Origin of the sequence: Mobilisporobacter senegalensis (genome assembly GCF_003752155.1) — a bacterium.
Classification (GTDB): Bacteria; Bacillota; Clostridia; order Lachnospirales; family Lachnospiraceae; genus Mobilisporobacter; species Mobilisporobacter senegalensis.
This window is the reverse complement of the sequence record NZ_RJVG01000015.1, coordinates 29,289-52,138: the sequence shown is the minus strand read 5'-3', so window position 1 is coordinate 52,138 and position 22,850 is coordinate 29,289. Positions and strand designations below refer to the sequence as shown.

Annotated in this window: 21 protein-coding genes; 19 read left to right on the top strand and 2 right to left on the bottom strand. The window is 34.3% G+C overall.

Going from position 1 to position 22,850, the window contains the following annotated elements:
* Window positions 1-4 precede the first annotated feature (4 nt).
* The 6 genes from ftsY (at window position 5) to yfcE (ending at window position 5,997) form a co-directional block, all read left to right on the top strand.
* A complete protein-coding gene (gene ftsY, locus EDD66_RS17090) occupies window positions 5-940 on the top strand; it encodes a signal recognition particle-docking protein FtsY (RefSeq protein WP_123610804.1) in 936 nt (311 codons plus the stop codon).
* Between the two features lie 40 nt (window positions 941-980).
* Window positions 981-2,198, top strand: coding sequence for a threonine ammonia-lyase (ilvA, locus tag EDD66_RS17085; RefSeq protein ID WP_123610803.1), 1,218 nt, complete (start codon window positions 981-983; stop codon window positions 2,196-2,198).
* Window positions 2,199-2,642: 444 nt separating this feature from the next.
* Window positions 2,643-3,761, top strand: a complete 1,119-nt coding sequence (locus EDD66_RS17080) for a cysteine desulfurase family protein (protein WP_123610834.1) — start codon at window positions 2,643-2,645, stop codon at window positions 3,759-3,761.
* Between the two features lie 69 nt (window positions 3,762-3,830).
* On the top strand, window positions 3,831-4,661 hold the full coding sequence (locus EDD66_RS17075) for a tRNA 2-thiocytidine biosynthesis TtcA family protein (protein ID WP_123610802.1): 831 nt from the start codon (window positions 3,831-3,833) through the stop codon (window positions 4,659-4,661).
* Between the two features lie 68 nt (window positions 4,662-4,729).
* A complete protein-coding gene (locus EDD66_RS17070; RefSeq protein WP_123610801.1) occupies window positions 4,730-5,374 on the top strand; it encodes a CatA-like O-acetyltransferase in 645 nt (214 codons plus the stop codon).
* 80 nt (window positions 5,375-5,454) lie between these two features.
* Window positions 5,455-5,997 carry a phosphodiesterase gene (gene yfcE, locus EDD66_RS17065; protein ID WP_123610800.1) on the top strand — a complete coding sequence of 181 codons (543 nt, stop codon included), beginning with the start codon at window positions 5,455-5,457 and terminating at the stop codon, window positions 5,995-5,997.
* An 84-nt stretch (window positions 5,998-6,081) separates the two neighbouring features.
* Here the strand turns inward: yfcE and EDD66_RS17060 are convergent, their stop codons facing one another.
* The gene (locus EDD66_RS17060) at window positions 6,082-7,080 is read right to left on the bottom strand and encodes a hypothetical protein (RefSeq protein WP_123610799.1); all 999 of its coding nucleotides are present in this window, start codon (window positions 7,078-7,080) and stop codon (window positions 6,082-6,084) included.
* A 581-nt stretch (window positions 7,081-7,661) separates the two neighbouring features.
* On the opposite strand from EDD66_RS17060, the gene recA reads away from it, so the two are divergent.
* The 8 genes from recA to EDD66_RS17020 all read left to right on the top strand — a co-directional run bounded on the left by recA (window position 7,662) and on the right by EDD66_RS17020 (window position 16,078).
* Window positions 7,662-8,702: a recombinase RecA gene (gene recA / locus EDD66_RS17055; protein ID WP_123610798.1), complete on the top strand. Its 1,041-nt coding sequence runs from the start codon at window positions 7,662-7,664 to the stop codon at window positions 8,700-8,702.
* A 42-nt stretch (window positions 8,703-8,744) separates the two neighbouring features.
* Entirely contained in the window at window positions 8,745-9,332 is a 588-nt protein-coding gene (locus EDD66_RS17050; RefSeq protein ID WP_123610797.1) for a regulatory protein RecX, read from the top strand.
* A 176-nt stretch (window positions 9,333-9,508) separates the two neighbouring features.
* Window positions 9,509-11,053 (top strand): ribonuclease Y, encoded by a 1,545-nt coding sequence (gene rny / locus EDD66_RS17045; protein WP_123610833.1) that lies wholly within the window; start codon window positions 9,509-9,511, stop codon window positions 11,051-11,053.
* Window positions 11,054-11,257: 204 nt separating this feature from the next.
* On the top strand, window positions 11,258-12,307 hold the full coding sequence (locus EDD66_RS17040) for a substrate-binding domain-containing protein (RefSeq protein ID WP_123610796.1): 1,050 nt from the start codon (window positions 11,258-11,260) through the stop codon (window positions 12,305-12,307).
* A gap of 281 nt (window positions 12,308-12,588) precedes the next feature.
* Window positions 12,589-13,788, top strand: coding sequence for a pyridoxal phosphate-dependent aminotransferase (locus tag EDD66_RS17035; RefSeq protein WP_123610795.1), 1,200 nt, complete (start codon window positions 12,589-12,591; stop codon window positions 13,786-13,788).
* A gap of 154 nt (window positions 13,789-13,942) precedes the next feature.
* The gene (gene proC / locus EDD66_RS17030; protein ID WP_123610794.1) at window positions 13,943-14,743 is read left to right on the top strand and encodes a pyrroline-5-carboxylate reductase; all 801 of its coding nucleotides are present in this window, start codon (window positions 13,943-13,945) and stop codon (window positions 14,741-14,743) included.
* Window positions 14,744-14,769: 26 nt separating this feature from the next.
* Window positions 14,770-15,300, top strand: a complete 531-nt coding sequence (locus EDD66_RS17025; protein WP_123610793.1) for an NUDIX hydrolase — start codon at window positions 14,770-14,772, stop codon at window positions 15,298-15,300.
* A 130-nt stretch (window positions 15,301-15,430) separates the two neighbouring features.
* Window positions 15,431-16,078 carry a stage II sporulation protein M gene (locus tag EDD66_RS17020; RefSeq protein WP_170164409.1) on the top strand — a complete coding sequence of 216 codons (648 nt, stop codon included), beginning with the start codon at window positions 15,431-15,433 and terminating at the stop codon, window positions 16,076-16,078.
* A 129-nt stretch (window positions 16,079-16,207) separates the two neighbouring features.
* On the opposite strand, the gene EDD66_RS17015 is transcribed toward EDD66_RS17020, so the two are convergent.
* Window positions 16,208-17,236 carry a 3-deoxy-7-phosphoheptulonate synthase gene (locus tag EDD66_RS17015; protein ID WP_123610791.1) on the bottom strand — a complete coding sequence of 343 codons (1,029 nt, stop codon included), beginning with the start codon at window positions 17,234-17,236 and terminating at the stop codon, window positions 16,208-16,210.
* Between the two features lie 287 nt (window positions 17,237-17,523).
* On the opposite strand from EDD66_RS17015, the gene EDD66_RS17010 reads away from it, so the two are divergent.
* The 5 genes from EDD66_RS17010 to EDD66_RS16990 all read left to right on the top strand — a co-directional run bounded on the left by EDD66_RS17010 (window position 17,524) and on the right by EDD66_RS16990 (window position 22,697).
* Window positions 17,524-18,576 carry an ABC transporter substrate-binding protein gene (locus tag EDD66_RS17010; RefSeq protein ID WP_207667813.1) on the top strand — a complete coding sequence of 351 codons (1,053 nt, stop codon included), beginning with the start codon at window positions 17,524-17,526 and terminating at the stop codon, window positions 18,574-18,576.
* 134 nt (window positions 18,577-18,710) lie between these two features.
* Window positions 18,711-19,652: an ABC transporter permease gene (locus tag EDD66_RS17005; protein WP_207667812.1), complete on the top strand. Its 942-nt coding sequence runs from the start codon at window positions 18,711-18,713 to the stop codon at window positions 19,650-19,652.
* A gap of 16 nt (window positions 19,653-19,668) precedes the next feature.
* Window positions 19,669-20,463 carry an ABC transporter ATP-binding protein gene (locus EDD66_RS17000; protein ID WP_123610790.1) on the top strand — a complete coding sequence of 265 codons (795 nt, stop codon included), beginning with the start codon at window positions 19,669-19,671 and terminating at the stop codon, window positions 20,461-20,463.
* 137 nt (window positions 20,464-20,600) lie between these two features.
* Window positions 20,601-21,188, top strand: coding sequence for an Ig-like domain-containing protein (locus tag EDD66_RS16995; RefSeq protein WP_123610789.1), 588 nt, complete (start codon window positions 20,601-20,603; stop codon window positions 21,186-21,188).
* Window positions 21,189-21,404: 216 nt separating this feature from the next.
* The gene (locus EDD66_RS16990; protein ID WP_123610788.1) at window positions 21,405-22,697 is read left to right on the top strand and encodes a D-alanyl-D-alanine carboxypeptidase family protein; all 1,293 of its coding nucleotides are present in this window, start codon (window positions 21,405-21,407) and stop codon (window positions 22,695-22,697) included.
* Window positions 22,698-22,850: the final 153 nt, after the last annotated feature.

Here is a 22,850-nt window from a genome sequence, read left to right as displayed (position 1 = left end):
GAATATGTCTGAGAAAAAAGGTTTTTTTAGCAAATTAGTCTCTGGACTTGCAAAGACAAGAGACAATATTATATCTGGCATTGATTCAATATTTAGTGGATTTTCAAATATTGATGAAGATTTTTATGAAGAGCTGGAAGAAATTCTTATTATGGCTGATTTAGGAATTAATACGACTACAGCAATTATTGAAGAACTTCAAAAGAAAGTCAAAGAGCAGAAAATAAAAGAGCCAAAAGATTGTAAAGATTTATTAATTAGAAGTATAAAAGATCAGCTTCAAGTAGATGAACATCTTTATGATTTTGAAAATAAAAAATCAGTGGTTTTATTAATCGGCGTGAATGGAGTAGGAAAAACTACCTCTGTTGGTAAATTAGCCGGACAGTTAAAAGATATGAATAAAAAAGTTATGGTTGCAGCTGCAGATACATTTCGTGCAGCTGCGATTGAACAGTTAACAGAGTGGGCTAATCGGGCAAAAGTAGATATTATTGCACAAAATGAAGGCTCTGACCCGGCAGCAGTCATTTATGATGCAGTAACCGCTGCCAAGGCAAGAAACACGGATGTTCTATTATGTGATACTGCCGGCAGACTCCATAACAAAAAGAACTTAATGGAAGAGTTAAGAAAGATCGACCGGGTAATTGACAGGGAATATCCAGATGCATATCGTGAGAATTTAGTAGTAGTGGATGGAACAACAGGGCAAAATGCATTGGCTCAGGCAAGACAATTTAGCGAAGTTACGGATGTTACTGGAATTATTTTAACAAAACTGGATGGTACTGCTAAGGGAGGTATTGCAATTGCAATCCAGGCTGAACTTGGAATACCAGTAAAATATATTGGAATTGGAGAAAGTATAGACGATTTGCAAAAATTTGATTCTGATGAATTTGTAAACGCCTTATTTGACGAGAATTCTAACAAATAGTTGCAACAGTTAACCAAGGATCAAAAAGGAGACGTTTATTATGATGACATTGGATAAATTTGAAGAAGCTACAGAGGCCGTCAAGAAAGTTATTTTAAGGACTAAATTGATTTATAGCGAATATTATTCCACCATAACTGAGAATAAGGTATTTTTCAAACCGGAGAATATGCAGTATACAGGAGCTTATAAAGTGAGAGGTGCTTATTATAAGATAAGTACTTTAACAGAGGAAGAGCGGGGAAGAGGACTTATCACCGCATCTGCAGGTAATCATGCCCAGGGTGTTGCATATGCAGCAAAATTGTATAATGCGAAGGCAATTGTAGTTATGCCAACTACAACTCCTTTAATCAAAGTAAATCGTACAAAAAGTTATGGAGCAGAAGTTGTATTACATGGCGATGTATATGATGAAGCTTGTGAATATGCTGTGAAACTTGCAAACGAAAAAGGGTATACTTTTATTCATCCGTTTGATGATGAAATACTTGCAACGGGTCAGGGAAGTATTGCAATGGAGATATTTAAAGATCTTCCAACTGTGGATATTATATTAGTTCCTATTGGTGGCGGCGGACTTGCGGCTGGTGTTTCAACTTTAGCCAAATTATTGAATCCGAATATAAAAGTAATTGGCGTAGAACCTCTGGGTGCTAATTGTATGCAGGAATCTATCAAAGCAGGACATATTGTTACCTTACCGGGCGTGGATACTATTGCAGATGGTACTGCAGTAAAAACACCTGGCGGAAATATCTTTCCATACATACAGAAGAATATCGACGATATCATTACCATAGATGACCGTGAATTAATCGTGAATTTCCTTGATATGATGGAAAATCATAAAATGGTTGTTGAAAATTCTGGTTTACTCACAGTTGCAGCTTTAAAACATCTAAATGTCAAGAATAAAAAAATAGTTTCTGTTCTAAGTGGTGGGAATATGGATGTGATTACCATATCTTCCATTGTTCAGCATGGTTTAATTGAAAGAGGACGTGTATTCTCAGTATCAGTACAGCTCCCGGACAGACCAGGTGAACTTGTAAATGTTGCTTCTGTTGTTGCGGGTGAAAAAGGTAATGTAATTCGTCTTGATCATAACCAATTTGTTAGTATTAATAGAAATAGTGCGGTGGAACTTGTCATTACCATGGAGGCATATGGTCATGAACATAAAGAGCAGATTGTGAAAGCCCTAAAAAAACATGGATACAATCCGGTTATGGTTCAACCAAAAAGTTTATATTAAGTGTATTGAGTGTATTGAGGTGTAAAAACTCCTTTTAAGACATTCCAGAATATCAGTGAATAATTTTATTCATTTGGCTGCCTTTCCTTCAAGTGGTAACTTTCTTAATGAGCCATAAGCTGAGAAAAGCGTTCACATCGAGTTCACGCTTTTTCAATGTCTCATACGAAAGTTTGGCAACCACTTTCAGCCGGTCGACGCCAAACTGAATAAATTATACACTGATATTCATATTTCGTTATTGAGGAGTTTTTACACCTAATTCAGTCCTTGATTATAGTAATTTTTTGTTTGATTCCAATTGTTATTTCATGGTACGATGTTCATATGTATAAACATAGGGATTTTTAATGGATGGAATCAAACAGAGATTTATGGATTTTAAATTTCAGTTGCTTAATAAAAGAAAGTAGTTTGTTAAGTTTAGAAAGGACAAGTTTAAATATGATTTATTTAGATTATGCTGCCCATACTCCTGTGAGTGATGAAGTATTGCAGACTTTTTTTGATGTTTCAAGAGATTATATAGCAAATCCAAATTCTCCTTACAAGTTAGGAAGAGAAGCAGCAGCTAAGATGGAAGAGTCTACAAATCATATAGCAGCTCTTTTAGGAGTAAAAGAGAGTGAAATCATATATACATCTGGTGCAACGGAATCTAACAATCTGGCGATTAAGGGAATTGCCAGTGCTTATAAAAGATATGGGAAACATATTATAACTACCTATCTTGAACATTCGTCCGTTACAGGTGCCATCACTGCACTTCAAAATCAAGGATATGATGTGGATTTTGTCCCAATATTAGAAGATGGATTGGTGGATTTAAATCAATTAAAGGAATTAATCAGAGAAGATACTATTTTAGTATCTATTTGTTATGTAGATAGTGAAATTGGTCTGAAGCAGCCCATTGAAGAAATTAGTGAATTGTTAAAAGATTATCCCCATTGTTATTTTCACGTAGATGCTACCCAGGCAGTTGGTAAAGTACCAATCTCCCTTAATCTCATAGACTTAATGACTTTTACTCCTCATAAATTCTTTGGGATGAATGGTTCTGGAATTTTGATCAAGAAAGAAAATATTCTGTTAGAACCAATCATTCATGGCGGTATCAGTACTACAAAATTTCGAAGCGGTACGCCGGTCCTTCCAATGGCGGTTGCAGCAGAAAAAGCACTTTCTACGATGTTAGAGAACTTAGAGTATAATTATAGTTATGTCACAATATTGAATAAACAATTAAGGGAAGGATTAGAGAAATATTCTAATGTTTGTATTAACAGTACTTCCAATTCCATTCCTTATATTTTAAATATAAGTTTTAAAGGAATTAATTCTGGCGCATTCCAGGAGGCACTTGAGAAACATGATATCTATGTATCTACCAAATCAGCCTGCTGTGCTCCCAATACTGCATCAAGACCAGTTTACGCCATTACCAGAGATAGGAAACTGGCAATGTCAACATTAAGAATCAGTTTGAGCCATCAAACCACGAAAGAGGAGATTGATACTTTTCTTTTTGTTTTTGATGAATGTTTGAAAGAATTAGGTTAGAATACATTAATATTGATAGAAACCATATGGTAAAGAGATTTTAATTTAAGAATTTAAAGGACGAAGGAAATGGAAAAATATAAAGAGATAGAAAGAAGTATTATAAAAAGGTTTCGTAAAGATATATGGTCTAAATTCATTACAGCAGTGAATGATTATGAACTGATAAAAGAGGGAGATAAGATAGGGGTTTGTATCTCTGGGGGAAAAGATTCCATGCTACTTGCAAAATGTATGCAGGAACTTCAAAGGCATGGAAAAGTAAAATTTGATATTGAATTCTTAGTTATGAACCCAGGATATAATGATTACAATCGCCAGGTGATCCTTGATAATGCTGAATATTTAAATATTCCAATTAAAATGTTTGAGACTCAGATTTTTGATATAGTAGCAGAAGTGGAAGATTCTCCATGTTATCTATGTGCGAGAATGAGAAGAGGATATTTATACCGTTATGCCAAGGAACTGGGATGTAATAAGATTGCTTTAGGTCATCATTTTGATGATGTGATTGAAACGGTACTAATGAGCATGCTTTATAATGGACAGTTTAAGACGATGATGCCAAAACTTCATAGCACGAATTTTGAAGGGATGGAGTTAATCAGACCTCTGTATCTTGTGAAGGAAGATACCATAAATACGTGGAAACAATCCAATGATCTTCAATTTATCCAATGTGCCTGTCGCTTAACGGAGAATTGTATGCTTGGAGATGATGGAATCGGCTCAAAACGTAAAGAGATGAAAGTACTCATTAAGAAATTCAGACAGACAAGTTCGATTATTGATATGAACATATTCCGCAGTGTCCATAATGTGAATTTAAATACGATCATTGGATATCAAAAAGATGGGGTAGAGCATAGTTTCCTTGATGATTATGATGAGGAATAATTATATTCTATAAATATTATGAAAGGGAAGAATAATGTTTCTTGAAGCATATTATTTAAGGTGATTGTATGAATGTTAAAAAAGTTGATTTAGAATCTTACCCAAGAAAAGCACATTTTCAGTATTTTAAGAGTATGGCATATCCCTATGTTGGTGTAACGGTAAATATTGATATTATTGAATTACATCATATTATTAAAAAAGAAAAATTGCCCTTTTTTCTTTCGGTTCTTTATGTAGCATCGAAAGCAGCAAATAGTGTTCCAGAGCTTAGAAGACGGATAAATGGAGAGGATATTTTAGAATATTCGTATTGTAATACTTCACATACAGTTGCCCTGGAGGATGGGACATATTGTTATTGTGAACTGGATTCTTCCATGGACTTTAAAACATATATTGAATATGGGATTCAGAAACAAAATAATGCAAAGGAAAAAGGTGTTTTGGAAGAAGGAAAAGACGCAGAATCTTTTTTATTCGTATCGAGCCTGCCATGGTTAAGCTATACATCTTTGATTCAGCCGGTTCCTCATCCGGCAGATAGTAATCCCCGCATTACATTTGGCCGCTTCTTTGAACAGGATAATAAAATATTATTGCCAACATCTATATTAGCAAATCATGCACTTGTGGATGGGAAACATATTTCTGAGTTTTATGAATACTTTAATGAGATTATGAAAGAATTAAAGAATGAGTTATCAATTTAAGAACAAATTAATTCTGAATAGGATAAATATTTAGAAATAAAGGGTGAAAAAAAGTCAAAGGAAAGGAGAATGTACAAACTATGAAATTAATGATAGCATCTGATATACATGGTTCAGCCTATTATTGTGAGAAAATGATACAGTCATATAAAAATGAAAAGCCAGAGAAATTACTATTACTTGGAGATATCCTTTACCATGGACCACGGAATGATTTACCAAAGGATTATAATCCAAAACAAGTTATTACCATGCTGAATGAAATTTCAAGTGAAATATTATGTGTAAAAGGGAATTGTGATACGGAAGTGGATCAAATGGTACTTAATTTTCCAATTATGGCGGAGTACTGTATTCTTTATGTAGATCACCATATGATATTTGCCACTCATGGACACAAATTCAATGAAACCACTCCGCCGTCTTTAAAAAAGGGCGATATACTTTTAAATGGACATACCCATGTGTCAAAGTGTGAAATATATGAAAACTTTATCTATATGAATCCAGGTTCGGTTTCTATCCCGAAAGAGAATAGTGCACATGGATATATGATAATAGAAGAGAAGATTGTGTGTTGGAAAGACCTGGCTGGAGAAATATACAAACAGGAAGTAATTTAACAGGTTGCATTATATATTATTAATAACATTTTCCAATATATTGTCTAAAGCAGGATACCCCTCATAAAAACAGGAGGGGTATTTTTAACGCTTATTTTTCTCTTTCAAACATTCTTCGGGATCTATTTTTATTAATTTCCAATCCTCATCCTTAGTTTTCATATATTGGGCGATTTCAATATCGTTATCATTGGTCAATTGAAAAAATTCTATCATATAATCGTTATCATCTGTTCCTTTGAAATATATCTTTTTTACATAATCTTCTTTTTGTGTAGGATATCTTTCCTTTACAAGGGAACACCATCCGCCATATTTAACATCTACGACCCCCTCTGCATCCCAAGCCCATCCATGCATAGGAGCACATAGATAATCTTCACCATGGAATTCTAAGTTTGATATTTTAAATAGATCATTTTCTTTTATCAAATCAACATATCCATAATAATACCCAAAGTAAGCTACTGATTTTTCAGAACCTTCAATAGTCTCAATTTCAACAAAATAGCGAATAGTATTAGAATTATTATATACTGGAATTTCTTTATATTTTATTAAATTTAAATGAAGGATATTTTCAAAGGATTCTAAATACTGTTCAAAAGATAATTTTTCTTTAAATGGTGACGATAAAAAGGTATAGGCAAATGGATATGGAGTCATTGCATGACCAATCGTACCGCAGCCGGCGTGCTTTCCTTCTTCCGGATTAGCAGCGTCCCGTAAGATACTGAAGTAATTTAATATCATATCTTCTGGAGTTTTAAATAATTCATCAGGTAAAGTGATTTTGGACCAATCTTTTTTATAATAATCATCCAGAAAGGAGATGTTATAATTCCTATTGTTCAGCACAGGTAATTTAGAAGGACGATAATATGTCTCAACATCATCATTTTTATATATCATTGTATTCTCATCGGTTACTGTACTTTGAATATAATAAGTTCCTCCCATAACCATTTTTACGTCATTTTGATTCTGAAAATTCTTGAAAGGGAATGAAAAAATAATTATTGTTAGTATAGTAAATAGGATGATCATTAGATTATTATTTATTATTTTTTTTCTATTTGCCATTTTAAATCAACTTCATAAGGTTTATTATTAATGTATATGAAATGTAATGGAAATAAAGACAGAGAAAGGAGAACTATTCTATTGAAGATTTTACATACAGAAATTCCAGAAGTTCTAATCTTTGAATATGAAAAACAATTAGAAATCAGAGGATACGCTTATGCCTGGAAGCTCCTTTCTTAGTGAACAGTGATTGCAACCTTTAAGTTTGTAAAATCAGGTATTTACAAATTATATTTGTAATGATATAATACAGTATATAGTAAATATGCTGTATTATTTTTTTACATTCAACTCATGTTGTTTATCCTTACATAGCTACTTTCTAATATATAATTCTTATTTTTATCCCATCATATTTTTATACATTCACTATAATTCCCAATTTTAATCAAGCCCTTTTAGGGAGCTGACTAGAAATGAAATCATTTCAAATAGTTTTAAATAACCTATTTTTTAGCTCTATATCATCAAATTAGGATTCATTAAAAAAATGAAATATGAGTTGACAAGAAGTAAAAAATACGATACTATATTCATAGATTATAGAACATTAGTTCGTTTAGAGAAGGAGATATAAAATGGCAAAGGACGATAATAAGTTAAGAGCGCTAGAATCAGCGCTGGCCCAAATAGAAAAAACATATGGTAAGGGCTCTGTTATGAAGCTTGGTGATACGGCAGCCCACATGAATATCGAGACGGTTCCTACAGGATCCATCAGCCTTGACATAGCCCTTGGACTTGGTGGTGTTCCAAAGGGAAGAATAATAGAAGTATATGGACCAGAATCAAGTGGTAAGACAACAGTTGCTTTACATATGGTGGCCGAAGTTCAAAAGAGAGGCGGAATCGCTGGATTTATTGATGCAGAGCATGCACTTGATCCTGCATATGCTAAGAATATTGGTGTAGACATTGATAATTTATATATTTCCCAGCCAGATAACGGAGAACAGGCATTAGAGATTACAGAGACAATGGTTCGTTCAGGTGCAGTTGATATCGTTATTGTGGATTCCGTTGCGGCATTGGTACCTAAAGCTGAAATTGATGGAGATATGGGAGATAGTCATGTTGGTCTGCAGGCAAGATTAATGTCACAGGCACTTAGAAAGTTAACCGCTGTAATTAGCAAATCTAATTGTATCGTAATCTTTATCAATCAGCTCCGTGAGAAAGTTGGAGTTATGTTTGGCAGTCCGGAAACTACAACAGGCGGACGTGCACTTAAGTTTTATTCTTCCATCCGTCTGGATGTAAGAAGAATTGAAGCTTTAAAGCAAGGTGGAGAGATTGTAGGTAATAGAACGAGAATTAAAGTAGTTAAGAACAAGATAGCCCCTCCTTTTAAAGAATCAGAATTTGATATTATGTTTGGTCAGGGTATCTCCAGAGAAGGGGATGTGCTTGATCTTGCAGCGAATGAAGGAATCATTGTTAAGAGTGGAGCATGGTATGCTTATAATGATGCAAAGATAGGTCAAGGACGCGAGAATGCAAAATTATATCTGAAAGAGAACCCAGATATCTTTAATGAAGTTGAGAAGAAAGTCAGGGAGAAATTTAATTTAGAAGATTCGGTGACTTTAAAAGCATCTTCTGTGGAAGATGAGGAATAGTAATATGCACGTCCTTTTACTGAAGAAAGGACGTGCTTTTTTATGATGATTACTAGATTAGAAACGATAGATAAAAAAAGATATAAAGTATATATTGATTATGAATATAGTTTTATGCTGTATACTTCAGATATAAAAAGATATAATATTGTGGAAAATGAGGATATTAGCGAGGATATTTATCATGAGATCATAGAAGATACAGTTTACCGAAGAGCAAAACAGAAGGCTTTAGCAATCCTAAAATATATGGATAGAACAGAAGCAGAGCTTGGCAGCAAACTAAAACAGGCTTATTATACAGATGAGATTATCAAACGTACCATAGAATACGTTAAGTCTTACCATTATATTGATGATGAGAGATATATCAGTAATTATATTCAATCCAAAAAATCTACAAAAAGTAAGAAGCAGATTCAGGCAGGATTATATCAAAAAGGAATCGACAAAAATCTAATAGAGGAGTGCTTTGAGAGTGAATTGGAGAGTGATGAGGTAGCTTTACAAAAAGCAATCCACAAAAAGACAGATAATCCAGAGAATTTATCCTTTGAAGAGAAACAAAAACTGATTGCTTCCTTATGTAGAAAAGGCTTTTCCTATGATGATATCATGCATTTTCTATAAAATATGTATAAGTTTAATAATTCTCACATAGAATGGGAACTATTTTTGATGAAAATTAGCGAATTGCATAAAAACGTTGTAAGGATACTTGACATCTTAGTCAAAACAGTATAAAATTTATATGTTGTATACGTACAATGAAAACTAAATAAGGAGGTGCTCCTGTGCCAGAACTAATGAAAATAGTAGTTGCTATTCTTGGTACCTTCGTAATTTCTGCTCTAGTTTTTTGGAAGCTTGCTATATTTTACAGAATTAAATCTTATGAGAGTAAAGTAGGAACAGCGGAAGAAAAATCAAGAGAAATCATAGATGAAGCTTTAAAAACAGCTGAAACTAAGAAAAGAGAGGCCTTACTCGAAGCAAAGGAAGAGTCACTAAAGACTAAGAATGAAATTGAGAGGGAAACAAAGGAAAGAAGAGCTGAATTACAGCGTTATGAAAAACGTGTATTAACTAAGGAAGAAACATTAGATAGAAAAACTGAAGCACTAGAAAAGAAAGAATCTAAGCTTTCTGTAAAAGAAGCTGAGCTTGACAAACTTAGGAGTGAAGCTGAAGAACTTCATGCAAGACAATTACAGGAGTTAGAGAAAATTTCTGGACTTACCTCCGAACAAGCAAAAGATTATCTTTTAAAAACTGTTGAAGATGAAGTAAAACATGAAACGGCAATATTAGTAAAAGAACTTGAAAACAAAGCAAAAGAAGAAGCTGACAAAAAAGCAAAGGATTATGTTGTTACAGCAATTCAGAAATGTGCAGCAGATCATGTGGCTGAGACTACAATATCTGTAGTACAACTTCCTAATGACGAAATGAAAGGTAGAATCATTGGTAGAGAAGGACGTAATATTCGTACTTTAGAAACTATGACTGGTGTTGATTTAATTATTGATGATACTCCAGAAGCAGTAATACTATCAAGTTTTGATCCAATCAGAAGAGAAGTTGCAAGAATTGCGCTTGAAAAGTTAATAGTTGATGGTAGAATTCACCCAGCAAGAATTGAAGAAATGGTTGAAAAAGCGCAAAAGGATGTAGAAACAATGATTCGTGAAGAAGGTGAAGCGGCGACTTTAGAAGTTGGTGTTCACGGAATTCATCCAGAACTTGTACGTTTACTTGGTAGAATGAAGTTCAGGACAAGTTATGGTCAAAATGCTTTAAAACATTCCATCGAGGTTGCCCATCTTTCAGGCTTATTAGCAGGCGAAATCGGTGTTGATGTAAGAACAGCAAAAAGAGCAGGTTTATTACATGATATTGGTAAATCCGTAGACCATGATATGGAAGGTTCACATATTCAAATCGGCGTTGATTTATGTAGAAAATATAAAGAATCACCGATTGTAATTAATGCGGTAGAGTCTCATCATGGAGACGTTGAACCTGAATCATTGATCGCTTGTATAGTACAGGCAGCAGATACGATTTCTGCAGCAAGACCAGGTGCAAGAAGAGAGACGCTAGAAACTTATACCAACAGATTGAAACAATTAGAAGATATTACGAACGGCTTTAAAGGGGTCGATAAGTCTTTTGCAATTCAAGCAGGTAGAGAGATTCGCGTTATGGTAATACCAGAACAGATATCTGATGACGAAATGATATTACTTGCTAGAGACTTATCAAAACAAATTGAAAATGATTTAGAATATCCAGGACAGATCAAAGTTAATGTTATAAGAGAGTCCAGAGTTACAGACTATGCGAAATAAAAATTAATACTAATGTAAGATGACTGAAATCCTTAATTTATTATTTGAGGATTCGGTCATCTTTTTTTGTGGGTCGGTATAATTAAAAAACGGAAAGCATATTTTTTAGAGATACTATACTTATAACTGTTTATAAATAGTTTATATGGAGGGAGAAAAACGAGAAAAATCATTAGATTTACCCTTAGGACATTAATATTAACAATGATGCTCTTTCTTGTATCTTGTAAAAGGGACAAAACTGAGGATGATACTTATATATCAAGCGTAGAAACCAGTAAAAATATAGCAGAGAATGAGGGAAATAAAGAGAGATATACTATAGGTTGGTCTGTTAATGAAGCATCAAGAGAATTTTATAAGTCAATACAGGATGGAGTTTTAGCGAAAGCGGAAGAACTTGGAATTGATGTAATACCTCATGATGAAAGGGGAAGTACTGCAGAGATGATTACAGGAGCAATTAACCTGATTGAACAAGGAATTGACGCATTAGTAATAGCACCCGTTACGCCTGAAGCAATGGGTATTGTATCTGATGCGGCAAGAGAGGCTGGAATTCCAATTGTTGTCCTGGATACTGGTTATAATGGTGCAGATATAGACGCCTTCATTGTCTCTGATTCTTTTGGGGGTGGGGTACTGGCTGGAGAATATGCCTTGGAATTAATTGCAGATCATAACCTGACAAGCAAAAATGTTGCAATTATTACGGTGGAAGAAAAATTCATATATGCCCGCCGGCGGGGAGAAGGATTTAGAAATGTAATGCTTGATGCCGGATATGATGTTGTTGCACAACTGCCAGGTAATTCTAATCCTATAGATGGTTATTTGGCAATGAAAAAAATTCTAAGTCAGTCTGGAGACGATTTAGCCGTGGTATTTGCGGAAAATGATAGAATGGCCTTAGGTGCCGTCCAGGCCATTAATGAAGCAGGCAAAAAGGGAGAAATAATGGTTATTGGGTTTGATGCAGAACCCTCAGCAATCCAGGCGATTAAGGAAGGTTTAATGCAAGGCACCATAGCACAAGAATCGTTTGAGATGGGAGAATTAGGTGTAGAAACAGCAAATACGCTCCTAACGGGAGGAATTGTTGCTTATGATGACAGAGTTAACAAGGAACTGTATGTAGAAGTATATCTCATAGATGAGACAGGTGAACCAAGACAAGTGGAAGTGCCAAGAGAAGAAAGTAAATCATCACAAAAAGAGGGACCACCCCAGAAAAATCAAATAATACCAATATAAGAAATAAGATAAATAAAAGAAAGGAGAGCACATTCTTCTTTCTTTTATTTTTATATGATCCTAAAATGGACAAGCATATGAAAAATGCAATATTGTGAAATTAAACTTGCAAAAATAATTTAAATAACGACTTCAATTGATGTAAAACTTGCATTTTTGATTAATTAAAATTAATAATAAGAATCATTCAAAATAATAACTTGCAAAATTATAAGGAATATAATAAAATTAGTAAGGTAATTATATAAAAATAAAGAATAATTAAGGGTAGGTGTTGAGTAATGGCATTAACATTATCAAAAAAAGCGATGGCAGTAAAACCATCTTCAACATTAGCAATCACAGCTAAAGCAAAGGAATTAAAATCTCAAGGGATTGATGTCGTGGGATTCGGGGCAGGTGAACCAGATTTTAATACTCCTGACAATATTAATGAAGCCGCAATTAAAGCAATCCACGATGGTTTTACCAAATATACTCCAGCATCCGGTACAGATGAATTAAAAAAAGCGGTATGTGCAAAATTTGCATCTTTTAATAAATTACATTATGATCCAAATCAGATTGTAATCAGTAATGGTGGTAAGCATTCTTTGACCAATATATTTTCAGCTATTTTAAATCATGGAGATGAAGTTATTATTCCAGCACCTTATTGGTTAAGTTACCCTGAAATCGTAAAATTAGCTGATGGTGTACCTGTCTATATTCGTGGAGAGAAGGATCAGGGTTATAAAGTAACGGCTCAACAGATAGAAGACGCCTGTACAGATAAAACAAAAGCATTTATATTAAATACACCAAGTAATCCTACAGGTATGATTTACACAAGAGAAGAATTAGAAGCAATTGCAGAAGTTGCTGTTAGAAAAAATATTTACGTTGTTGCTGATGAAATGTATGAATATCTTGTATATGACGGAGAAGAACATGTAAGTATTGCTTCACTGAATGATGAAATATATAAAAGGACCATTACTTGCAGTGGATTAGCAAAAAGCTATGCTATGACAGGATGGAGAATCGGATATACCGGATCATCGAAAGAAATTGCAAAGTTAATGGGAAGCGTTCAAAGTCATGAAACTTCTAATCCAAATTCAATTGCACAAAAAGCAGCAGTTGAAGCTTTACTTGGACCTCAGAATACTGTAGATACTATGAGAGATGAGTTTAACAAAAGAAGAGAATATATGTATAATAGGGTTAAAAATATATCTTTTATATCAGCCCTTGAACCAAAAGGAGCGTTCTATTTATTTGTAGATATATCTGAACTTCTAAATAAGGAATACAAAGGGGAGAAGATAGGTACAGTAGATAAGCTTGCGAAAGTTTTAATTGAAGATTATAATGTGGCAGTAATTCCATGTGAAGATTTTGGATTTGATGATCATATACGTTTATCTTATGCAATTTCAGTTGAGCAAATTGAAAAGGGATTAGGCAGAATTGAAAACTTTGTTAATACACTAAAATAAAATAGATAGGAATATAAATTCAATCATGCTATACTACTTAAGTATAGGATCAAAGGATTTATATTCCTTTTTTACTTGAAAATAATTTATATATCAATTAAAATATTTAGAAATCTAAAAAGAAATATATTTGTAATAGAAAGGATGTTGGAATATGGCATTAATAGGGTTTATAGGAATTGGTAATATGGGTTACGCCATGCTTGGCGGAGCATTAGAAAAATTTGAACCGGAAGAACTAACATTTACTGATGTGAATGGAAAAAGGCTGGAATATGTGAAAGAACAAAAGGGAGTAAATTATCTACATGATAATACTACACTTGTAGAACAGTGTAAATATATAGTTTTATCCATAAAGCCCCAGTTTTATGATGTTGTATTAGATAGTATTAAAGATAAGATTAGTCCAGGTCATGTTGTGATATCCATTGCTCCGGGAATAAGTATAGATTATTTAAAGACAAGTTTAGGAGAAGATATAAAAATTGTCCGTGCTATGCCTAATACACCAGCACTGGTGAATGAGGGGATGTCAGGAGTCTGCTATTCCAATGGTAATTATACTGAGGATGAAAAGTCAGTGGTTGACAAGCTATTTTCTTCCATCGGTAAATATGAGGTAGTGCCAGAGCAATTATTAGATGCAGTCATATGTGCAAGCGGCAGTTCTCCTGCCTATGTTTATATGTTTATAGAGGCATTGGCTGATAGTGGAGTCAGATATGGGATTCCAAGAGATAAAGCATATACCTTTGCTGCCCAGACTGTATTAGGTGCAGCAAAGATGGTTCTTGAAACAGGAAAGCATCCAGGAGAATTAAAGGACCAGGTATGTTCTCCAGGCGGCACTACAATTGCAGGAGTTGCGGCTTTAGAAGAATATGGATTTCGTAATGCGATTATGAAAGCTTCAGATCAATGTTTTAATAGAATACAGGAGATGAAGAAGTAGAATGGAAAGAAAGGAAACGGTAAGATATGTCTGATTACAAACTTGTGAAAAGAGAACTCATACATAAAGGTAAGATTGTAGAGTTCTATGCTGATACGATGCAATTACCAAATGAAAGAATTGTAGAATGGGATTATATACACCATAATGGTGCGGCTGCTGTTATTCCGGTAGATAAAGATGGTAAGATAATTATGGTGAAACAGTATAGAAGCCCTGCTGGGCGCTACACATTAGAAATCCCCGCCGGAGGGACTAATGGGGAAGAGGACAAACGTATTTGTGCGATTCGTGAATTAGAAGAAGAGACAGGATACGCATCTGACCATGTGGAACATCTTATTGATATTTATCCGGCATTTGCTTATAGTGATGAAATTATAGGGATTTATTATGCAACTGATTTAATTCCAACCAAGCAGAATTTAGATGAAGATGAGTTTATTAATATTGAAAGATATTCTATAAATGAATTAACCCAGTTGATTCTGGAGGGTGTCATTCAAGATGCAAAGACAATTGCAGGTATACTGGCATACAAAGAAAAGATGAATTAAGTTTCACTTGATAATAAAAGGCTCTGTCAAGATTGGCAGAGCTTTTTCTGTTATACGAAAACAATTTTATATGTTTGTACCATTGAAGTATACTTTTAAAGGTTGGCTCATATGTTTAGTTATATGGAAAATGTTGTATGATAATAATGAAAACAATAGAGGTAGGAGCATGAAGATACGTTATGGTGTTTCAAAAGATGCAAATATTATAAAAATAGCAGTTATGGTATTTTTGGTAGGAGTACTACTTGGAGCAATTGGGGCAAATGTATTTAAAGACGCATATTTTAAAGATATGAAGATTTTTGGAGAAGGCTATTTTGATAAGCTCTATGTATTAGATATTGATCACGGAAAATTATTTGGGTATATTTTCTGGAATAACTTAAAAAAATATCTTCTATTCTGGATTTTTTCAGTAACTGTAGTTGGAATCCCATATATGGTTTTCTCTGTGGGATATTCAGGGCTTAGCACAGGATTTTTGCTTGCGGTATCAGTACTTAAATTTGGAGTCAAAGGAATATTTCTTTTCTTACTGTATATTTTCCCCCAATATTTAATTTATTTCCCCGTTGCATTAATAACCCTTATCCAAGGATATCATCTGTGCACGAACCTTTATTTTAGAGTACCTTTGAATAAAAAAGGAAAAGCAAAAATAATTCTTGAAAAAGTTCCAACAATATTAATACTGTTTTTAATCATATTAATTGGTGCTTTATCAGAAGCATATATAAATAGTTTTATAATACAGAAAATGGCCAGATATTTCTAATAAAGCGTCTGTTAAAAACTATTAGGAAGAATAGAAAGAAGATCTATGCTCTCCCTTAAATTTGTGTATGAAGGGAAAGCATAGATCTTTTTGTGTTATAAGACTGAAAAAGAGACAGCTCCTTTTACTTTATACGTTATCTGCAATGGAGTAGATTAATTTTTCAGTATCTTCCCAACCCAGGCAAGGATCTGTAATTGATTTACCATAAATACGATCACATATCTTTTGACTTCCTTCTTCAATATAACTTTCTATCATAACACCTTTTACAAGAGATGCAATTTCAGAGGATAATTTACGGCTGTGCAGTACTTCCATTACGATTCTTATCTGTTCACGGTATATTTTGTTGGAGTTTGCATGATTTGCATCGATAATCGTTGCCGGATTCTGTAAATCTCTTTCATTGTACATATTGTAAAGCTGAATCAGATCTTCATAGTGATAATTTGGGATACTTTGTCCCTGCTTATCCACAGCACCTCTTAAAATAGTATGAGCCAAAGGATTTCCGGTAGTTTTCACTTCCCAGCCTCGATATAGGAAAGTGTGGTTTCCCTGGGCGGCTACACAGGAATTAAGCATTACGGATAAATCTCCACTGGTGGGATTCTTCATACCTGCCGGAACATCCATACCGCTTATGGTAAGTCTGTGTTGTTGGTCTTCAACAGAACGGGCACCTACGGCAACGTAAGATAAGATATCTTCAACATATGGCCAGTTTTCAGGATAAAGCATTTCATCCGCAGCAGTAAGACCTGTTTCTTCAATTGCACGAATATGCATTTTGCGCATTGCATAAAGACCTTCTAATAGATTAGGTTTTTTCTCAGGGTCTGGCTGATGAACCATCCCTTTGTAACCTTCCCCTGTAGTTCTGGGTTTATTTGTATAAATTCGTGGAATGATCATTATCTTATCAGAAACCTTTTCCTGTACTTTAGCCAGTCTGGTTATGTAGTCGCAAACAGCATCTTCATTATCTGCAGAACAAGGCCCCACAATGACTAAAAATTTATCTGATTCACCGGTAAACACATTTTTTATTTGTTCATCTCTGTCTTCTTTTATTTTCACACAATGTTTTGGTAGGGGATATTCTTTGATTAAATCTTCTGGTGTGATTGCTTCTTTTAAAAATTTGAAACTCATGCTCTCTTCTCCTTTATGTTTGATAAATCATCTGGTAGATAAAACGGATCTTCGTATTAAAATATTAAAATTCATGATATATCAAGAAGCCAAACAAGTCAAGCAATTATATCACAAATCTGATTCTTAGGACATTCTGATATGAACATGATGTAAGCAAAATTATTTCATATTTTTATTGACTATTTTCTCGAAATGATGTATATTTTAATAAATAAACGCATTAATACATTAAAGCATTAATGCTTTTAACCACTGAAACAAAATCATAGAAAAGAGGAGATAGGATGAAGATTTCCAAAAAATTAATTGCATGTTTTTTAACATTAATGATTGTTGGTACATCCGTTGTAGGATGTAGTTCAAAAGAAGAAAGTGAAGCTACAAGTTCAGAGGCAAAAACAGAAGATGTCCTGAATGATGCTGAGGAGGAAGCTTCTACAACAGATAAAGTATTTAAAATTGGCGTGAATCAATTAGTGCAGCATGACGCCCTGGATGCTTCATATCAGGGATTTATTGACGGTTTAAAGGAAGCTGGATATGAAGAAGGAAAGAACATTAAGATAGATTATCAGAATGCCCAGGGAGATCAATCCAATGCAAATACCATTGCTACAAAATTTGTGAATGATAAAGTGGATCTTATCTTAGCAATTGCAACTCCATCCGCTCAGGCAGCTGCAAATGCGACAAAAGATATTCCTATCTTAGTAACTGCTGTAACAGACCCTGCATCTGCAAAATTAGTTGCGACTAATGAAGCACCTGGTGGTAATGTTTCTGGAACTTCCGATTTAACACCGGTAAAGGAACAGATGAATTTATTGACAAAATTGCTTCCAGAGGCGAAAAAAGTAGCAATGCTTTATAGTTCAAGTGAAGTAAATTCAGAGATTCAGGTTGAAATGGCAAAAGAAGCAGCAAAAGAACTGGGTCTTGAAACAGTGGATGCAAGTGTATCAAATTCAAATGAGATCCAACAGGTAGTTCAGTCATTGGTAGGTAAGGTGGATGCAATTTATGCTCCAACAGATAATTTAATTGCTTCCGGTATGCAGACAGTTTCATTAGTTGCAAAACCAGCTGGAATTCCTATTATCTGCGGCGAAAGCGGAATGGTCGACAATGGCGGTCTTGCTACATATGGTATTGATTACTATAATCTTGGTAAATTAACTGCAGCTCAGGCTGTAAAGATATTTGAAGGCACAGGGACTACTGCACAAATGCCAATTGAATATCTATCAGATTCAGAACTTAGCGTTCTAATTAACGGTGAGTTAGCAAAAGAATTAGGAATTACCATACCAGATGAATTTAAAGATCAAGTCAAATAATTAATGAAAGAATTAGGAATGATCTGATATGGAATATTTGGGACAGCCTTACATTTAAGTCTGTCCCTATCATCGTTTTCTAATGAGAATAGTAATAAGTTAAAAAGGACTTTACAGCAATTAAGGAGGACTCTATGAGTATTAATATAGTTAGTATAATACTTGCAATTCAAGGTGCCATATCCCAAGGACTTATATGGGGCGTAATGGCATTGGGCGTATATATTACATTTAAAATTTTAAATTATGCAGATATGACTTGTGATGGAAGTTTTGCGTTTGGGGGTGCAGTTAGCGCTACACTTACGGTTGTGTTCGGTTGGAATCCATTCTTAAGTCTGATAATAGCTACATTATCCGGAATGGCAGCAGGAGCCGTAACTGGTCTCTTACATACAAAGTGTAAAATACCGGCGATCCTTTCCGGTATTCTGACCATGATTTCTTTGTTCTCCATAAACCTTCGGGTTATGGGGAAGGCAAATACTCCATTATTAGGAGTGGATACGATCATTACGAAGATTATTAATATTTTACCAGAGTCCATTACGTCCATTTATAACATTAATGCATGGGTAACAATGTTTGTTGGTATTGTATTTACCATTGCAACGATAGGTATACTCTACTGGTTCTTTGGTACTGAAATAGGTTCCACAATCAGAGCGACTGGCAATAATGAAGATATGGTAAGGGCCCTTGGTGGGAATACTGATGTTATGAAGATTTTAGGTCTTGTAATCGGAAATGGTCTGGTAGGACTTTCCGGCGGATTGGTAGCCCAGACCCAGGGATATGCAGATGTTGGCATGGGAACCGGAACTATTGTAATTGGTTTAGCTTCTATTGTAATTGGAGAAGCATTGTTTGGAAGACGTTTTTCATTTGCTTATAAATTAATGTCCGTAGTCATTGGTTCTGTTTTATATCGAATCATTATAGCTGTTGTCCTTCAACTGGGTCTAAAAACGGATGATATGAAGTTATTAACTGGCGTACTTGTTACAGTTGCACTTTCTGTACCTGAATTTAACAGACAAAGAGCCATGAAGAAGAAAATGAGATCCTATAACTAAAAGGAGGTAAATCAGCATGTTATCAATTAGTAATGTATATAAAACATTTAATCCAGGTACGATTAATGAAAAGCGTGCATTAAATGGAATGAATTTAGAACTAAGACCAACCGATTTTGTAACTATTATTGGTGGCAATGGAGCAGGAAAATCAACAATTCTTAATATGATAGCGGGAGTATATCCCATTGATTCAGGCTCCATAGTTCTTGATGGAATAGATATATCAACAAAACCCGAACATGAAAGAGCTAAATTTCTTGGGAGGGTATTTCAAGATCCAATGCGTGGTACGGCAGCGGATATGGAGATTGAAGAAAACCTTGCTCTGGCATATAGAAGAGGCAGAAAAAGAGGACTTAGCTGGGGAATAACAAAGGCAGAAAAACATAATTATGTAGAAGCTCTTCAGACCTTGGATCTTGGTCTTGAAACAAGGCTGACTTCAAAAGTCGGATTATTATCCGGTGGTCAAAGACAGGCTCTTACTCTTCTTATGGCAACTTTGCAAAAACCAAAACTATTATTATTAGATGAGCATACTGCCGCCCTTGATCCCAAAACGGCAAGCAAAGTTTTGGAACTGACAGAAAAGATCATTAATGAGAACCAGCTCACAGCATTAATGGTAACTCATAATATGAAAGATGCCATTCGTTTAGGAAACCGTTTGATTATGATGCACGAAGGACGGATTATCTACGATATATCCGGAGAAGAAAAAAAGAATCTTCATGTGAAAGATTTACTTGAGAAGTTTGAAATGGCAAGCGGTGGGGAATTTGCCAATGACCGAATGATGTTAGCCTAAATTATAATATAAATATATTTATATATAACTAAAGTATATTTAATGTAAAAAATAAGTATATTTAAAATGAGAATGGAATATTCCATAATTTACATCATAAGATAAGGTAAGAGAGTATCTTACGGGGGGATGTATATATGGATAACTCGTCGAACAACAAGCAGAATCAAAAGAGCAATAAAAATTTAAGCATACTATTGAATATGTTATTCTTTAGTATGCTTTTACTATTAATCGGAATCCTGATCTATCCTCACACTCTTTTTTTCTATCAGAAAAAATACTATACCCCATTGGAAATGAGGTTAAATAAGGATGACATTGTACTGGAAAAAGGAAAAAGTGAAAAACTATACATGATCGCCATCAATAAGAGAGTAGATTATTCTTCTACTGATTTTAAGGTTGCTGATGTGAATTTGCTTGGGAAAGTAACCGCTAAAAAGGCAGGAAAGGCAGTAATAAAAGCAAAAGTGGATGGCCGTGTTTTTAAATGCAGGGTACAAGTTATTGATATCAATAAGAAAAATCTTAGTATTTCTATTGGAGAAGCAAAAAAACTCAAAATTAAGGGTACATGGAGTAATGTAAAATGGGAGAGTAAGAATAAGGGAATTGTTAAAGTCAGCAGTTCTGGAAAGGTTGTTGGGGTAAAGAAAGGGAGGACAACAGTAACTGCCAAAGTAAAAGGAATTAAGATTACTTGTATCGTAACTGTAAAGTAAAGTATTACAGTTCAGCCCTAAGCGGGGTTTCGCTTTGCTGCACCTCGCTTAGGCAGAGCGCCATATAGAAAGTAGCTTACAAACCGCACTTAGCGTGCAAGCACTCATGTGCAATTTGTAAGCACTTTCTGCATGGCTGAACTGTAATTAAAATAAATGGTATAAATTCTATATATCCTTATAAAATATAGTAATAAATAGTTCGCGGTGAATGATATGAAAAAATATGAAAAGCTTATTTGTGGATTATGCATTATTGTATTATTGTTCTCTTTGTTTTCTACAGATGTAGTACAATCAAAAAGCCTTATGAATGGGAATTTGATACAACAAACAGAAGAGGAACAGAATACGGGTGGAGATAGTACAAAGGAATCGGATAAGAAATCGACAGAAGAAAAAGGAACTGCAAAAACCCCCAATTTAGATATTACAGCACAAGCAGCTGTTCTTATTGAAGGTTCTACAGGAGAAATTCTTTATGAAAAGAATAAAGATGAACAGTTAAGGCCGGCAAGTATTACAAAAATTATGACCTTGCTATTAATCTATGAAGCATTAGAAGAGGGGAAAATATCATTAACAGATGAAGTATCGGTAAGTGAACATGCTGCGTCTATGGGAGGTTCTCAAGTTTTTCTGGAACCTTTTGAATCCCAAACGGTAGAAACTATGCTTAAATGTATTAGTATTGCCAGTGCAAATGATGCATCGGTAGCAATGGCAGAATTTTTAGCAGGATCTGAGGAAGAATTCGTTAACAGAATGAATGAAAGAGCAAAAGAGTTAGGAATGAATAATACCCATTTTGTAAATGCATGCGGGCTGGATGAAGATAATCATTATTCCAGTGCTTATGATGTTGCCCTAATGTCAAGGGAATTGATTATTAACCATCCGGAAGTAAGTAAATTTTCTACTATTTGGATGGATACCTTTGTACATACAACAAAAAAAGGGAAAACTGAATTTGGATTAACCAATACCAACAAATTAATCCGTACTTATGATGGAATCACAGGATTAAAAACAGGATCTACAAAACTGGCAAAATATAGTTTATCAGCTACCGCCAAAAGAAATAGTATGGATTTAATTGCAGTTGTTATGGCTGCTCCAGACTATAAAATCCGTTTTAGTGAAGCTTCTAAACTTCTTGACTATGGCTTTGCGAACTGCAGTGTATTTGCAGATGATAATAAGGATCTAAAACTGGAGCCATTAAAAATCAAGAAAAGTGTAAAAGATACTCTGAATTGTGAAGTTGGAGAGACATTTTCATATATCTGCCTAAAAGGTGTGAAAAAAGAAGATATCACAAAAGAAGTCACCATAAATGAAGAAATAGTTGCACCGATTGCAGCTGGTGATAAGGTAGGAGAAGTTACTTATTCTTTAAATGGAAGCACCATTGGAAGTGTACCAATTGTAGCCACAGAAAGTATAGAGAAAGCATCATATAAAGATTATTTTGTTAAAGTTTTAGATTATTACTTTATCAAAAAATAAAAAGTACTCCCTTGTAGGTGTTATTAATCAATGATATCACTTATAGGGGAGTAAATTTATGAACCACATAAAATTATAAAGATCCAGGGGAAGCAAGATTCGTTTGACAGAAACGAAAGAATTGGATATATTTAAATAGCATTGAAATCAAGG